At 68.8% G+C, this 14,511-nt stretch carries 14 protein-coding genes; 8 read left to right on the top strand and 6 right to left on the bottom strand.

Translation table 11 applies throughout. From position 1 onward, the window contains the following. Positions 1 to 103 precede the first annotated feature (103 nt). The 3 genes from QE399_RS08555 to QE399_RS08545 all read left to right on the top strand — a co-directional run bounded on the left by QE399_RS08555 (position 104) and on the right by QE399_RS08545 (position 4,246). Positions 104 to 2,179, top strand: coding sequence for an ATP-dependent helicase (locus QE399_RS08555; protein ID WP_309827966.1), 2,076 nt, complete (start codon positions 104 to 106; stop codon positions 2,177 to 2,179). Between the two features lie 172 nt (positions 2,180 to 2,351). Next, the gene (locus QE399_RS08550; RefSeq protein ID WP_309827964.1) at positions 2,352 to 3,563 is read left to right on the top strand and encodes a phospholipase A; all 1,212 of its coding nucleotides are present in this window, start codon (positions 2,352 to 2,354) and stop codon (positions 3,561 to 3,563) included. Between the two features lie 296 nt (positions 3,564 to 3,859). After that, positions 3,860 to 4,246 carry a hypothetical protein gene (locus QE399_RS08545; protein WP_309827962.1) on the top strand — a complete coding sequence of 129 codons (387 nt, stop codon included), beginning with the start codon at positions 3,860 to 3,862 and terminating at the stop codon, positions 4,244 to 4,246. Between the two features lie 115 nt (positions 4,247 to 4,361). Here the strand turns inward: QE399_RS08545 and QE399_RS08540 are convergent, their stop codons facing one another. Continuing rightward, on the bottom strand, positions 4,362 to 4,847 hold the full coding sequence (locus tag QE399_RS08540; RefSeq protein WP_309827960.1) for a universal stress protein: 486 nt from the start codon (positions 4,845 to 4,847) through the stop codon (positions 4,362 to 4,364). A gap of 234 nt (positions 4,848 to 5,081) precedes the next feature. Between QE399_RS08540 and tgt the strand changes: the two genes are divergently transcribed. Next, on the top strand, positions 5,082 to 6,254 hold the full coding sequence (tgt, locus tag QE399_RS08535) for a tRNA guanosine(34) transglycosylase Tgt (protein WP_309827958.1): 1,173 nt from the start codon (positions 5,082 to 5,084) through the stop codon (positions 6,252 to 6,254). A 121-nt stretch (positions 6,255 to 6,375) separates the two neighbouring features. Further along, positions 6,376 to 7,065, top strand: coding sequence for a glutathione S-transferase family protein (locus tag QE399_RS08530; RefSeq protein WP_309827956.1), 690 nt, complete (start codon positions 6,376 to 6,378; stop codon positions 7,063 to 7,065). A gap of 10 nt (positions 7,066 to 7,075) precedes the next feature. On the opposite strand, the gene QE399_RS08525 is transcribed toward QE399_RS08530, so the two are convergent. The 4 genes from QE399_RS08525 to QE399_RS08510 all read right to left on the bottom strand — a co-directional run bounded on the left by QE399_RS08525 (position 7,076) and on the right by QE399_RS08510 (position 10,221). Then, complete coding sequence (locus tag QE399_RS08525; RefSeq protein ID WP_309827955.1) at positions 7,076 to 8,200, bottom strand: zinc ribbon domain-containing protein; 1,125 nt, start codon at positions 8,198 to 8,200, stop codon at positions 7,076 to 7,078. 87 nt (positions 8,201 to 8,287) lie between these two features. Continuing rightward, positions 8,288 to 9,148: a DUF2145 domain-containing protein gene (locus QE399_RS08520; protein WP_405044083.1), complete on the bottom strand. Its 861-nt coding sequence runs from the start codon at positions 9,146 to 9,148 to the stop codon at positions 8,288 to 8,290. Positions 9,149 to 9,168: 20 nt separating this feature from the next. Then, positions 9,169 to 9,651, bottom strand: coding sequence for a hypothetical protein (locus QE399_RS08515; protein WP_309827954.1), 483 nt, complete (start codon positions 9,649 to 9,651; stop codon positions 9,169 to 9,171). 75 nt (positions 9,652 to 9,726) lie between these two features. Next, positions 9,727 to 10,221, bottom strand: a complete 495-nt coding sequence (locus QE399_RS08510) for a YiaA/YiaB family inner membrane protein (protein WP_309827952.1) — start codon at positions 10,219 to 10,221, stop codon at positions 9,727 to 9,729. A gap of 227 nt (positions 10,222 to 10,448) precedes the next feature. On the opposite strand from QE399_RS08510, the gene QE399_RS08505 reads away from it, so the two are divergent. Further along, positions 10,449 to 11,636, top strand: coding sequence for a saccharopine dehydrogenase family protein (locus QE399_RS08505; RefSeq protein WP_309827950.1), 1,188 nt, complete (start codon positions 10,449 to 10,451; stop codon positions 11,634 to 11,636). A gap of 30 nt (positions 11,637 to 11,666) precedes the next feature. On the opposite strand, the gene QE399_RS08500 is transcribed toward QE399_RS08505, so the two are convergent. Then, the gene (locus QE399_RS08500) at positions 11,667 to 12,188 is read right to left on the bottom strand and encodes an Lrp/AsnC family transcriptional regulator (protein WP_309827948.1); all 522 of its coding nucleotides are present in this window, start codon (positions 12,186 to 12,188) and stop codon (positions 11,667 to 11,669) included. 204 nt (positions 12,189 to 12,392) lie between these two features. Here QE399_RS08500 and QE399_RS08495 point away from each other — a divergent pair, with 204 nt between their 5' ends. Then, a complete protein-coding gene (locus QE399_RS08495) occupies positions 12,393 to 13,409 on the top strand; it encodes a 1-aminocyclopropane-1-carboxylate deaminase (RefSeq protein WP_309827946.1) in 1,017 nt (338 codons plus the stop codon). 86 nt (positions 13,410 to 13,495) lie between these two features. Beyond that, positions 13,496 to 14,488, top strand: a complete 993-nt coding sequence (locus tag QE399_RS08490) for a Bug family tripartite tricarboxylate transporter substrate binding protein (protein WP_309827944.1) — start codon at positions 13,496 to 13,498, stop codon at positions 14,486 to 14,488. Positions 14,489 to 14,511 lie beyond the last annotated feature (23 nt).

The raw sequence follows: 14,511 nt of genomic DNA, 5'->3' as shown, positions 1-14,511 counted from the left end.
GGACGGATCGCGGCCGGCACGCCGGTATCATTGCGCGCTCGTTTCCGTCCCTCCCCCAGGGCGCCCTTGCCGGGCCCCTGCCGCCAGCGCCCCACCGTTTCCCATGACCGCAGGTCTCAACCTCGCCCAGCTCCAGGCCGTTCAGTACATCCACGGGCCCTGCCTCGTGCTCGCGGGCGCGGGCTCGGGCAAGACGCGGGTGATCACGATGAAGATCGGCCGGCTGATCGAGGCGGGCATGGCGCCCAAGCGCATCGCGGCCATCACCTTCACGAACAAGGCCGCGTCCGAAATGCGCGAACGGGCCCAGCACCTGATCGGCCGCGCGGCCAAGGATGTGCTGGTGTGCACCTTCCACGCGCTGGGCGTGCGCATGGTGCGCGAGGACGGGCATGTGCTGGGCCTCAAGCCCCAATTCAGCATCCTCGACCAAGACGACGTGACGGGCATCCTCAAGGACGCCGCCGGGGGCACCACCGACATGGCGACGGCCCGGCAGTGGCAGTGGGTCATCAGCGCCTGGAAGAACGCCGGCCTGAACAGCGCCGAAGCACTGGCCCAGGCCAAGGACGACAACGAGCGCAGCATCGCGCTCATCATGCAGCGCTACGAGGAACGGCTGGCCGCCTACCAGAGCGTGGATTTCGACGACCTCATCGGCATGCCCCTGCGCCTGCTGCGCGACTTCCCCGAGGTGCGCGCCAAATGGCAGGCAGCGCTCGGCCACGTGCTGGTCGACGAGTACCAGGACACCAACGCCACGCAATACGAGCTGCTCAAGCTGCTGGTGGGCGAGCGCGGGCATTTCACCGCCGTGGGCGACGACGACCAGTCCATCTACGGCTGGCGCGGCGCCACGCTGGACAACCTGAAGAAGCTGCCGGTCGACTTCCCCAAGCTGAACGTGATCAAGCTGGAGCAGAACTACCGCTCCACCAGCGCCATCCTGCGCGCCGCCAACAACGTGATCCAGCCCAACCCCAAGCTGTTCCCGAAGACGCTGTTCTCGGAGCTGGGCGAGGGCGAGCCGGTGCGCATCGTGGATGCCGACAACGAGGAGCACGAAGCCGAGCGCGCCGTGGCGCGCATCCAGGGGCTGCGCGCCTCGCTCAACCCCATTCCGGCGTGGAAGAGCTTCGCCATCCTCTACCGCGCCAACCACCAGGCCAAGCCTTTCGAGAAGGCCCTGCGCAAGGCCAACATTCCGTACAAAGTGTCGGGCGGCACCAGCTTCTTCGACAAGGCCGAGATCAAGGACCTGTGCGCCTGGTTCCGGCTGTGGATCAACAACGACGACGACCCGGCCTTCCTGCGCGCCATCACCACGCCCAAGCGCGGCATCGGCCACACCACGCTGGCCAAGCTGGGCGAGTTCGCCACGCAGCACAAGGTGAGCATGTTCGGTGCGCTGTTCAACCACATGCTCGAAGCCATGCTGCCGCGCAAGGCGCACGAGAGCGTGATCGAGTTCGGCCGCTACATCAACTACCTGGAATACAAGGCGCGCCACACCCACGGCGCCGAAGCGGCCCGCACCTTCATGACCGACTGGCTCAAGGAGATCGGCTACGAGCAGTTCCTGTACGACAACGAAGACAGCGAGAAGGTCGCCGCCGCGCGCTGGACCAACGTGCTGGAGTTCTGCGACTGGATGAGCCAGCGCGCCGGCGGCCAGATCGACGACACGGCCGGCGCGGTGACGACCAAGGAAACCAAGAGCCTGCTGGAGGTGGCGCAGACCATCGCCCTGCTGTCCACCATCAGCGAGCGCGAGAAGGACCAGGACGTGGTCACGCTGTCCACCCTGCACGCCTCCAAGGGGCTGGAGTGGCCGCACGTGGTGCTGGTCGGCGTGACCGAGGGCATGCTGCCCTTCAAGCTGGACGACGACGAAGGCCGCCAGCAGGTGGTGAGCGACGACACGCTGCAGCGCCTGCAGGAGGAGCGCCGCCTGATGTACGTAGGCATCACCCGCGCCCAGCGCAGCCTGGCGGTGAGCTGGACCAAGAAGCGCAAGAAGGGCCGCGAATACGTGGCCGCCCAGCCCAGCCGCTTCATCGCCGAGATGGGCCTGGACAAGAACACCGCCAAGGAAGATCCGCGCGAAAAGCTGAAGGCGCTGCGTGCGGAATTCGCCGCCCGCAAGGCCCAGCAGGGCGCGGCCCCCGCCCGCCCCTGAGCGGCGCCGGCGCAACACTTGCGACCCGATTGCTATAGTATTTATAGCTATATGCGCTTTATTGACGGGCGCTAGAGGCCATTTTCATCTAAATACCGCTTTCGCTTTTTCCCTACGCGGGGAAGCGGTCGGCGCGGTGACAATCGGCGGCGTCTTACAACCAGCGCGGACCATGCTCCCCTCCCAACTCACCTCCCTCCTCCACCGCGCCCCCGGCCGGCTGGGCGCCGTGGCCCTGGCCCTCGGTGCCCCGGCCGGCGCCGCGCTGGCACAGGCCACGCCCCCGGCAGCCCCCGTGGCCCCGGCCGCCGCCGGCGATGCATGGCGCCGCTGCGCGGCCCTCACCAGCGACAGCAATGCGCGCCTGGCCTGCTTCGACCAGTGGGCCGGCGCCCAGTCCTGGCAGGCCCCGGCCGCCACGGCCAGCGCCCAGCCACCCGCAGACGGCTCGGCCCCGCCCCCGCCGGTGGACGCCACGCTGCCGGCCACGCGCATCATCGAGGTCGCCCAGGTGGACGGCTGCCGCGACGAGCAGTACAGCACGCTGTCACGCTTCTGGGAGCTGGAGTCGGGCAGCGACTGCGGCACCTTCCGCTTCCGCGGCTACCGGCCGATCAGCGTCTCGGTGGCCAAGGGCAGCAACGTGAACCGCCAGCCCACCTCCGACAGCCCCGACCACAGCGCCGCCAACCCGGTGGACTACCGCACGACCGAAATGCGCGTGCAGCTGTCGGTGCGCACGAAAGTCGCCGAGGGCCTGCTGACGCAGGGCCACCCCACGCTGAAGGACTCGGTGTGGTTCGGCTACACGCAGCAGTCGTACTGGCAGCTCTTCAGCCCCGGCATCTCGCGCCCCTTCCGCGCCACCGACCACGAGCCGGAAGTGATGTACGTCTACCCGACCGACGCCAAGCTGCCCTTCGGCTGGCGCTGGCGCTACAGCGGCATCGGCCTGGTGCACCAGTCCAACGGCCAGAGCCTGCCGCTGTCGCGCAGCTGGAACCGCGTCTACCTGATGACCGGCATGGAACTGGACAACCGCTGGATCGTGACCGGCCGGGTGTGGAAGCGCCTGAACGAAGGCGCCGACAGCGACGACAACCCTGGCATCAGCAATACCATGGGCCGCGGCGAGCTGACGGTGGCCTGGAACATGGACCGCGACAACACGCTGGCGCTGACGGCACGCAGCAGCGGTCTGGGCAGTTCCGCCCGCGGCTCCGGCCGGCTCGAATGGATGCAGACGCTCGGCAAGTCGTTCGGCGGCGGCAAGAGCAACCTGCGCCTGCACACCGCGCTGTTCTCCGGCTACGGCGACAGCATGATCGACTACAACCGCAAGCGCACCGTCCTCAGCGTCGGCCTGAGTCTGGTCGATTTTTAAGCGCCTGTTTACGATCCCCCGAGGGATCGTCGACGTGCTCCCGCGCCGCGCCCCGCCCTGCGCCCTGCGCCCTGTGCGCGGGGCCGCCGGCCAGCGCGGCCGGGATCACATCCCGTTACCCTTTGGAGCGCCACGCGCCTTGAAGCGGGCCGCCGCCGCCGACACAATGCACGCACACATCGCAGCCCGGCAGGCGCCCTGACTCCCAAGCGACCCAAAAGAGCGGGTTTTGCACCGCTTACCCCGCCATTGCCGGCCACGAGCCCTCGGAAAATGCCGCTCGGAGGACGGACACCATGGACATGCAATACCAGCTCAAGGCGGGCAGCTACTACCTGTACGACATGCGCGAAGCTCCGAGCGCGGTCACGGGTGAGCGCCGCTTCAAGCTCAAGACGGACAACGTCGCCATTGCGTTCGACGTCCACACGGGCGAAGTGCACCAGCACGGCAGCCCCACCCGCATCCAGTCCTGGGCCACCACCGCACGCCGCCGCCTGCGCGCCGCCGGCGCCCTGGCCGAGGCCAACGACATCGTCGTCGTTTCCGGCCCGCTGCCGGTGGACGAGCTGAACAAATGCCTGTGGATCAACGGCTACTGCCGGCGCATGTTCAAGCGCCTGGCGAGCCTGCCCCACGGCAAGCTGCAGCGCACTGCGGAGCCTTTCCGCAAGGCCGCTTGAGGCCCTTTTTCGCGCCATCGCCCACTTCCCCGTCAGCCACCGGTACGCGCCCCGCGCGGCACCTCTAGCGCGGGCAGGCGTCCGCCCCGCGGCCCGCCAGCCTCCCTCTGCGCACTCAGACCAGCTCGTCGTCGTCCTCGGCCAGCGCCTGCGCCGGCACGGCCTCCGCATCGGCATGCTTGACGATGGTGACCGGCACCGGGCTGGCCTGCACCAACTCCTGCGAGACCGATCCCAGCAGCGCGCTGGCGATCGCGCCTTGCCCCCGGGCGCCAATCACGACCATGCCCACGCCGTGGCGCTCCGCGATGTCCACCAGCGTGTGCGCCACGTCGCCCACGGCGACCTCGGTGGCATAGGGCACGCCGGCCGCCTCGATCAGCGCACGGGCCGATGCCATCAAATGCTGGCCGGCCTCCAGGCTGGCGGCGGCGATGAGCTCTGGATCGCGCGAGACCACCATCTCGTACAGCGTGGCCGGCTCCTGCACATGGGCCAGCACGACCTGCGCCTGTAGCCCTTGCCGGAGCAGGGCCAGCGTGTGGTGCACGGCATCGAGGGACAGGTCGGAGCCATCGACGGCGATGAGGATCTTGAGCATGTTCTTCGTCCTTTCCTTGTCTTTGCGGTAAGCGGCTTGGCGGCCCGGCCTGTGCGGGCCGTCGCAAGTGCCGGGGCACTGCGGCGGCGCGGGAGGTGGCAGGGGCACCGGGTCGCCGAACCAGTGTAGTGCGCGCGCCCCCGCGCACGGTGCAGGCCAAAGACCCGTCTTGCGCTGGCGCAAGCGCACCGCTGCAGCGGCGCAGCCGGGCCGGTCTGGGACAATCGCGGGATCATGTTGCAGTTCGAACTTCTCAAGACCGACCCCGCCAGCCACGCGCGCCGCGGCACCCTCACGCTGAACCACGGCGTGGTGCAGACCCCCATCTTCATGCCCGTCGGCACCTACGGCACCGTCAAGGGCGTCATGCCGCAAAGCCTGCACGACATGGGCGCGCAGATCATCCTGGGCAATACCTTCCACCTGTGGATGCGCCCCGGCCTGGACGTGATGCAGAGCTTCGGCGGGCTGCACCAATTCGAGCAGTGGGACAAGCCCATCCTGACCGACTCGGGCGGCTTCCAGGTGTGGAGCCTGGGGGCCATGCGCAAGATCACCGAGGAAGGCGTGACCTTCGCCAGCCCCGTGAACGGCGACAAGCTGTTCATGTCGCCCGAGGTGAGCATGCAGATCCAGACCACGCTCAACTCCGACATCGTGATGCAGCTCGACGAGTGCACGCCGTACGAGACCAAGGGCCACAAAACTACCGAGGCCGAAGCGCGCAAGTCCATGGAGATGAGCCGCCGCTGGGCCCAGCGCTCCAAGGACGAGTTCGAGCGCCTGGGCAACCCCAATGCGCTGTTCGGCATCGTGCAGGGCGGCATGTACACCAACCTGCGCGAGGAATCGCTGCAGGCGCTGGTCGAGATGGACTTCCCTGGCTACGCCGTAGGCGGCGTCAGCGTGGGCGAGCCCAAGGACGAGATGCTGGAGATCATGGCGCACACGCCGCACCTGCTGCCGGCGAGCAAGCCCCGCTACCTGATGGGCGTGGGCACGCCCGAAGACCTGGTGCAGGGCGTGGCCGACGGCGTGGACATGTTCGACTGCGTGATGCCCACCCGCAACGCGCGCAACGGCACCATCTTCACGCGCTATGGCGACCTGAAGCTGCGCAACGCCCGCCACAAGGCCGACCACCAGCCGCTGGAAGCCACGTGCACCTGCCACGCCTGTGCGGGCAAGGACGGCGTGGCCTGGGCCGACGGCGGCCGCGGCGGTTTCAGCCGCGCCTACCTGCACCATCTGGACCGCTGCGGCGAGATGCTCGGCCCCATGCTGACCACCATCCACAACCTGCACTACTACCTGAACCTGATGCGCGAGGTGCGCGAGGCGCTGGACGCCGGACGGTTCGCAGAATTCCGCAAGCAGTTCGCCGCGGACCGCGCTCGCGGGGTCTGAGCGCGGGCGCGTCATCATCCGCGATGCGGGTACCCAGCGCGCAGGCGTATGCCGCTGCCCGGAACCGAAACGCGCTGGTGTCGTACACGGCGCATGCAGGGCGGGCCCCTAGCATGGGGCCATGCTGACCGTTCACCACCTCGAAACTTCGCGCTCGCAGCGCGTCCTGTGGCTGCTGGAAGAGCTGGGCGTGCCCTACCAGATCCAGCGCTACCAGCGCGACCCGAAAACCCGCCTGGCGCCCCCGGCGCTGCGCCGGATCCATCCGCTGGGCAAGTCGCCCGTCATCACCGAGGGCGACGAGGTGGTGGCGGAGTCCGGCGCCATTCTCGAATACCTGGCCGAGCGCTATGGCGACACGGCACCGCCCGACCTGGCGCGGCTGGAACCGGCCCGCGGCACGCCGGAGCGCCGGCAATGCCGCTTCTGGATGCACTACGCGGAAGGTTCGCTGATGAACTGGCTGCTGCTCAAGCTGGTCTTCACCACCCTGCCGCGCCAACCCATGCCGTTCTTCGTGCGGCCCATCGCCCGCAGCCTCTGCGGCCGTGCCTCCGCCAAGCTGGTCGATCCGAACCTGGCCACGGCCCTGGCCTTCATGGACGAACACCTCTCGCACCGCCCCTGGTTCGCGGGCGATGCCCTGACCTTGGCCGACTTCCAGATGAGCTTCCCCGTCGAAGCCGCTGCCAGCCGCGTGCAGGACGTGCAGCGCTACCGCCACGTCTTCGCCTACCGCGACCGCATGCGCGCCCGGCCGGCCTACCAGCGGGCGTTGGACAAAGGCGGCCCGGTGGTGATGGCCGGCTGACGCGGTCTCTCTAGGGCACGGCCCCTTCGCCCTGCCCCCCGGCGGTATCCGCCGCCAGATCCGGCAGCACGCGGCGCCGGCCGGAGGCGGCGTCCGCGCCCCGCCCGGCATGTGCTCCGCAGGCATGGCAGAACCGCGCGAAAGCGCTCTTGCGCGTGGAGCAGGCGCCGCAGCGGTCGTACAGGCCGATGCCGCAGTGCGGGCAGAAGTCGATGGACGTGTCCTTCAGGTCCACCGTGCGCTCGCAGCCCGGGCACACGCCCTTGGCCAGCCGCGCCAGGGCCACGTCGTAACTGAGCTCTTCGCGCCGCTGCGCGTCGGGCAGCGCTTCGGCCTCTTTCTGGCGCTCCAGGTAGCGGTTGAGGGCCACGATGGCATAGCGCCCGACCAGCGCCGTGATGACGATCCCCACCACGTAGCGCACGTAGCCGCCGTAGCTGGGCAGGTAGGGCACCAGCTCGACGAAGAACGCGAACAGCGCGAAGAAGATGAAGCCCCACACGAACGGCCAGTAGGTGCTCTTGCGCTTCTTGGCGAACAGCCAGCCGGCGGCGATCAGCAGCGGCAGCGTGAGCGCCAAGCGGTAGAGGAACACGCGCAGCTCCACCTTGCGCATCTCCGCGTGCAGGCGTTCGTAGCCGCCCTCTTCCAGCTGCGACAGGTTGGACTGGGCCGCCTCGGCCGCCTGCCGCGCGTCCAGCATGGCCTGCTGTTGCGCCTCCACGGCCTGCTGCGTCTGGCGCTCGCGCTGCTGCAGCGCATCAAGCGCCTGCGTGCGCTGCACTACCTCGGGGTTGTGCTCGGCCTGCTGGGTCGCACTGCGCGTGGCCAGCCAGTTGTCGAAGGTCTCGCGGGCGGACGCGCTCTCGCTGCGCGCCTTGGCGCGTTGCAGGCGTGCCTGTTCCAGCGCCGTCTCGGCAGCGTCTTCGGCTTGGCGCGCGGCCTTGACCTGCTCGCGCAGCGTCTCGGCCGCCTTGCGGTCCAGGAAGTCGTCGAGCTGCAGCGGCGTTTCCACGCGCGGCAGATCGCCCACGATGGTGCCGCCCAGCCCGATGAGGAAGCTGGCGAACACCACCGCCACCAGCCAGAGGCCGCGGCGGAACCATTTCTCGGACAGGCGCAAGGCTTTGCTCACATTCGTCTCCTCAGAAGTGAATCACTATGCTTTCGATAGCTATCTGCGCTTACTGCATAAGCGCTGGAGGCTTTTTTGCTTCAGTCCTCACGGTTGGCGCAGGTCCAGCGCGGCCGGGGCGCCGGCCAGCTGGGCACGCTGCAGCCACGTGAGCACGGAGTCCACCGTCACCGTCTCGATGCGATCGGCATAGCGCTTCTCGTTGGGGTGGTCGTCGAAGGCGATGTTGGCCGCGGTGATGCGCCCGCCCAGCCGCGTGAGCGGCCCCAGCCGCAGCGCGGTCGGCTCGTAGCCCTTGAAGCGCAGCCAAGCCTGCGCCTGCTCGCGCGAACGGATGGTGCCCGGCTCCATGGCAGCGGCCAGCGTCTCCAGCGCCCACTGGTTGGACTGCTGGTACTTGGGGCTCCAGGCGTAGCTCACCATGCTGTAGGGCCGGTGGTGCAGCACCTTCGCCCGGGTGTTGTCCGCCAGCACGGGCAGCAGGCGCGCCTGCACCTCGGGCGTGGGCACGGCCCACACGGCCTCGAAGCGCCACAGGTCGTCCAGGAAGAAGTCGCCCAGGCCCTGGCGGAACACCTGCGCGTGCGCCGTGCCGCACTCGTTGAGCTTGTGCACCACGCGCCAGGGGCCGGCGTCCGTGCGGTAGGCCCAGCCCAGGTGCGAGTAGCGCAGGCCGTATTTGCTGAGGTCCTGCCCCGCGCGGCCCAGCACCACCACCCGCGTGCCGGCCCGCTGGTACTCCGCATCCAGCGCCTGCGAGGTGCGCTCCGCGAGCAGCATCCCGCGCTCGATCACCTGCGCGGAGGGCTGGCGCTGCTCGCACGAGCGGCCGGCGTGGGCGGTGCCAGCGCCGGCGGCGGCCAGCACCATGAGCGCCGCCAGCGCCAGTGCGCGCAAGGGCACGGCAGGCGCTGCCGTGCATGCGTAGAGGGTTGTCCGGTGCGTCATCGGCATGGTCAATCGTCCCCTCACAGCGTTTCGTTGTGCAGCAGCGCACGGCCCACGGCATTCGGAACGAAGGCGATCACCTCGCCCGCCGCCGACAGGATCACGCTCGTGCCGATCACGCTGCAGGTCACGACCGTGCCCACGCCGTGCGCCGTGGCGGACAGCGCCTTGCCGGAGACCTCGATGCTGACCTGCGCGCCGTCGGAGGCGCGTTCCAGCAGGTACACGGTGCCGCGGGCCGAGGCCTCGACGGCCTTCACCGTGAGCACCGCGCCGCCCACCGACAGCGTCACCGGAAGGGTGACCACCGCGCCCGCCACGGCAGACCCGGCCGACGCCGTGCCCACCACCGAGGCCACCGGCAACATCGACAGCGCGGCCGAGGCCTCGCTTTGCGCATGGGCTGCGGGGGCAAAGGCCAGGGCCGCGGCAAGGCCCGCGACCGCCAGCCCGGAGGCGAGCGCGGAACGCAGGGGTGACAACAAACGATCGGTAGACAACATTTTTTCTCCTCAGCAGGTATCAGAACATGGCGGGGGCGCGGCGCCGCCCGCACACAGGAAAAAGCCGTGGGGAACTCAGTCGGCAGAAGGTGCCTGCGCCGCACCTGCGGCGTCGCGGCGGCCCTGGAGGCGGGCCTCGGCCAGGTCGGCCTCGTGGCGGTCGCGCAGCATCTTGGCCAGCGTGAAAGCGGTGGTGATGAGGTACAGCCAGCTCACGCCCAGAAAGGCCTTGTAGGTGGCGTTGATGTCCATGCCCAGCAGGCCCCAGCCCGTCAGCCCCATGGCCACAGCGAACCCGCCCCAGACCACCACCTTCCACAGCGGCGTGTCGCCCCCGCGATGGCTGCCCGAACGGCGTGCGTTGTCATTGTCCCGTACGAACTTCGCCAGCACGAAGGCGGCCGACAGACAGAACACGTAGCCCATCACCATGAACGCACGCTCCAGCTGCTCGCCCGGCAGCCAGGCCAGTCCGGTGGCGCACAGGAAGACGGCGATGCCGAACGAGACCCAGACCTGGAGCTGCCAGGCCCGGGTGTCGCGCTGGAGAATGAAGGGAGCAGTAGACATACAGCGGTGGTGGCCCTGAGGGCCGTGGTTGAACACGGAGCCGATCGTGCCGCGCCGTGGCGCCGCCGCCCCCCCGCGCATTACACCAGTGGCAGTGGCCCGGCTTCACGGTATCGCGTGAAGATACTTTCAGCGCGCAGCACGGGGCACCTGGGCGACATGGCGACGCCCGCCGGTCTTTGACAATCGCAGCAGCCTTCCACCAACACGTCCGCACGGAGACTGCCGTGAGCGACCCCAAACCTTTCGACCTCGTCGTCCACGGCGCCACCGGCTTCACGGGCCGGCTGGTCGTGGAGTACCTGCTGCAGCGCTACCCGGCGGGCAGCGGCCTGCGCTGGGCCATGGGTGGGCGCAGCGCCGACAAGCTCGCCGCCGTGCGCGACGCCCTGGGCGCGCCCGCCGACACCCCCTTGGTCGTGACCGACAGCAGCGATCCCGCCAGCCTGCAGGCCCTGATGGACCAGACCCGCCTGGTGCTCACCACGGTGGGCCCCTACCAGTTGTACGGCAGCGAAGTCGTGGCCGCCTGCGCGGCGGCTGGTGTGGACTATGTCGACCTGTGCGGCGAGCCCGCCTGGATGCGCCAGATGATCGACGCGCACGAAGCCACCGCCCAAACGAGCGGCGCACGCATCGTCTTCTCGTGCGGTTTCGACTCCATCCCCTTCGACCTGGGCGTGTTCTTGCTGCAAAACGAATTCCGCGCCCGTTTCGGCCAGCCGGCATCGCGCGTGCGCGGCCGGGTGCGCAAGATGAAGGGCACGTTCTCGGGCGGAACGGCCGCCAGCCTGAAGGCGACGATGGCCGCCGCCGCGAGCCAGCCCGGCGTGCTGGAACTGCTGAAGAACCCGTTCTCGCTCACACCCGGCTTCGAAGGCCCGCGCCAGCCCTCGGGCAACAAGCCCATGGTGGACGAGGCTTTGGGGGATGGCGTCTGGGTGGCACCGTTCGTGATGGCGGCCATCAACACCCGCAACGTGCACCGCTCCAACTTCCTGCTGGAGCATGCCTACGGTGCCGACTTCGTCTACGACGAAATGCTGGTCACCGGCCCCGGAGAGAAGGGCGAGGCCATCGCCCACGCCGTTGCGGGCGACAAGTCGCTCGGCTCCGATCAAGGCCCCAAGCCGGGCGAAGGTCCCTCGCGCGAAGAGCGTGATGCGGGGTTCTACGACGTGCTGTTCCTCGGCACCGACGCCGACGGCCACCGCCTGCGCGTGGGCGTGACGGGCGACCGCGACCCGGGCTACGGCTCGACCTCCAAGATGATCGCCGAGGCCGCGGTCTGCCTGCTGCAGGACGCCGCAGGCACGCCCGGCGGCATCTGGACGCCGGCCCCCGCCCTGGGCGAGCGGCTCATCGCGCGGCTGCAGGCCCACGCCGGCCTGGCCTTCGCCGTCGAGCCGGACTGACCGCCCAGCGGCATTCCGCGCCCGCGCCGCTCACACAGCCAGCGGCAGCTCGGTGGTGGAGAGCACGTTGCGCACCACCATGAACGAGCGCACCTGGCGCACGCCGGGCAGGTAGAGCAGCTGCTCGGCGTGCAGGCGGTTGAAGCTGTCGTTGTCGCGCGTGCGCACCAGCATGAAGTAGTCGAACTCGCCGGTGACCACATGGCACTCCATGCAGCCCGAGACCTTGGCGGCGGCCTTCTCGAAGGCGGCGAACGAGTCCGGCGTGGAGCGGTCCAGCACTACGCCGATCATCACCAGCATGCCGGCCCCGACCGCCCGGGGCCGCAGCAGCGCCACCACCTTGTCGATGAGCCCCAGGCGCTTGAGGCGTTCCACGCGCCGCAGGCAGGCCGGCGCGCTCAGGTGCACCTTGGCCGCCAGCGCCACATTCGAGATGGAGGCATCGCGCTGCAGCGCACGCAGGATGGCCTTGTCCGTGCGGTCCAGCTCGGCGGTGCGGTCTTCCCCCGCAACGCCGCCAGACGATGCACTTACTTTTGTTGCGCACATGGCTTCATTCCTGAAATTCAAATAAGCAAATTCAGGTTTTACACGCTTTTCTAGCAAATGAAGTGAACTTGTTCGCAACCCTGTTGCGCCGGTATTTTCCTACCATGTCCCTCAGCGGACACCCTTGCCGACGCCGCCTTCCAGGGCCACTGCGGCATCCGGTCGCACCCACCTCCGTTTCCACGCATTGCCAGAAAGCCTTCCATGAACCTGCAGAAATTCGAACGCTATCCCCTGACCTTCGGCCCCACGCCCATCCAGCCGCTCAAGCGCCTGTCGGCCCACCTGGGCGGCAAGGTGGATCTGTACGCCAAGCGGGAAGACTGCAACTCCGGTCTGGCCTTCGGTGGCAACAAGACCCGCAAGATGGAGTACCTGATCCCCGAGGCGATCGCCGGCGGCTACGACACGCTGGTTTCCATCGGCGGCATCCAGTCCAACCAGACCCGCCAGGTGGCGGCCGTGGCCGCGCACCTGGGCATGAAGTGCGTGCTGGTGCAGGAGAACTGGGTCAACTACTCCGACGCGGTGTACGACCGCGTGGGCAACATCGAGATGAGCCGCATCATGGGTGCCGAGGTGCGCCTGGATGCCGCAGGCTTCGACATCGGCATCCGTCCCAGCTGGGAGCAGGCCATGGAAGACGTGAAGAAGGCGGGCGGCAAGCCCTTCCCCATCCCTGCCGGGTGCTCCGAGCACCCGTACGGCGGCCTGGGCTTCGTGGGCTTTGCCGAAGAAGTGCGCCAGCAAGAGAAGGAACTGGGCTTCCAGTTCGACTACATCGTGGTCTGCTCGGTCACCGGCAGCACGCACGCCGGCATGGCCGTGGGCTTCGCCGCGGATGGCCGCGCGGACCGCGTGATCGGCATCGACGCATCGGCCAAGCCCGAAAAGACGCGCGCCCAGGTGCTGCGCATCGCCCAGAACACCGCCAAGCTGGTCGAGCTGGGCCGCGACATCACCGACGCCGACATCGTGCTGGACGACCGCTTCGGCGGCCCCGAGTACGGCCTGCCCAACGACGGCACGCTGGAGGCCATCCGCCTGTGCGCCCGCATGGAAGGCATGCTGACCGACCCGGTCTACGAGGGCAAGTCCATGCACGGGATGATCGAGAAGGTGCGGCTGGGCGAGTTCCCCGCGGGCTCCAAGGTGCTCTACGCCCACCTGGGCGGCGTGCCGGCGCTCAACGCCTACAGCTTTCTTTTTCGCAACGGCTGAACCCGGCCCACGCGACGAGGCGGCGCAGCTCACGCGGCTGCTGTCCATGGCATTGATCTGACGGAACCCACGCTAGGAGCCCTGCAATGACCCCGACCCCCAACCGCAGGACAGCCTGCGCCGCCCTCTTCGCCACCGCGCTCGGTGCACTGGCACCTGTGCTCACGGCGCACGCACAGGGCTATCCGGCCAAGCCGGTGCAGCTCGTCGTGCCCTTTCCACCGGGCGGGGCCGTGGACATCGTGGGCCGGCTGATCAGCAAGAAACTCGGCGAACAGTTGGGCCAGCCCATCGTGATCGAGAACAAGGGCGGCGCCGGCACCATCGTCGGTGCCTCCTACGTAGCCAATGCCGCAGCGGACGGCTACACGCTGCTGATCAGCTCGGGCTCCACCTTCACCGTCAACCCCGCGCTCCACGCCAAGCTGCCGTACGACCCGGTCAAGAGCTACGAGCCCATCGGCATGGTGGCACGCGTGCCGCTGATTCTGCTGGCGAACCGCGACGTGCCGGTGAACGACCTGAAGCAGCTGATCGCCGGGGTGCAGGCCCGTCCGGGCACCTATGTCTACGGCTCGTTCGGCAGCGGCACCACCGGGCACTTCGCGGCCGAACTGGTGTGGTCCGCGATCGGCGTCAAACTGATGCATGTGCCGTACAAGGGCAGCGCACCGGCCATGAGCGATCTGATGGGCGGGCAGATTCCCTTCACCATCGACACCGTGGCCGCGGCGCTGCCGCAGCTCAAGTCCGGGAAGATCAAGGCCATCGCCGTCACGGGCGGCACGCGCGCCACGCAATTGCCCGACGTGCCCACCGTGGCCGAAAGCGGCTTCGCAGGCTTTGCCGCGGATTCCTGGCTGGCCGTGGTCGCGCCGCGCGGCCTGCCGTCCGAGGCGAAGGCCCGGCTGCAGAAAGCCCTGGCTGACACCATGGCGGATGCAGAGATCCGCAGCAAGCTCATCTCCAGCGGGCTGGAGCCGGCGTATGAGCCCGCCGACGCCGTGGCGCGCCGCATCGACGAAGAGCTGCCCCGCATGCGTGCCGTGGCGCAGAGCGCCAACATCCGCGCGGAGTGAGCTGCGCGCGGCTGCGCTGCCTC

Source organism: Paracidovorax wautersii (assembly GCF_031453675.1).
GTDB lineage: Bacteria > Pseudomonadota > Gammaproteobacteria > Burkholderiales > Burkholderiaceae_C > Paracidovorax.
This window is presented reverse-complemented; position numbering and strand designations above follow the sequence as displayed.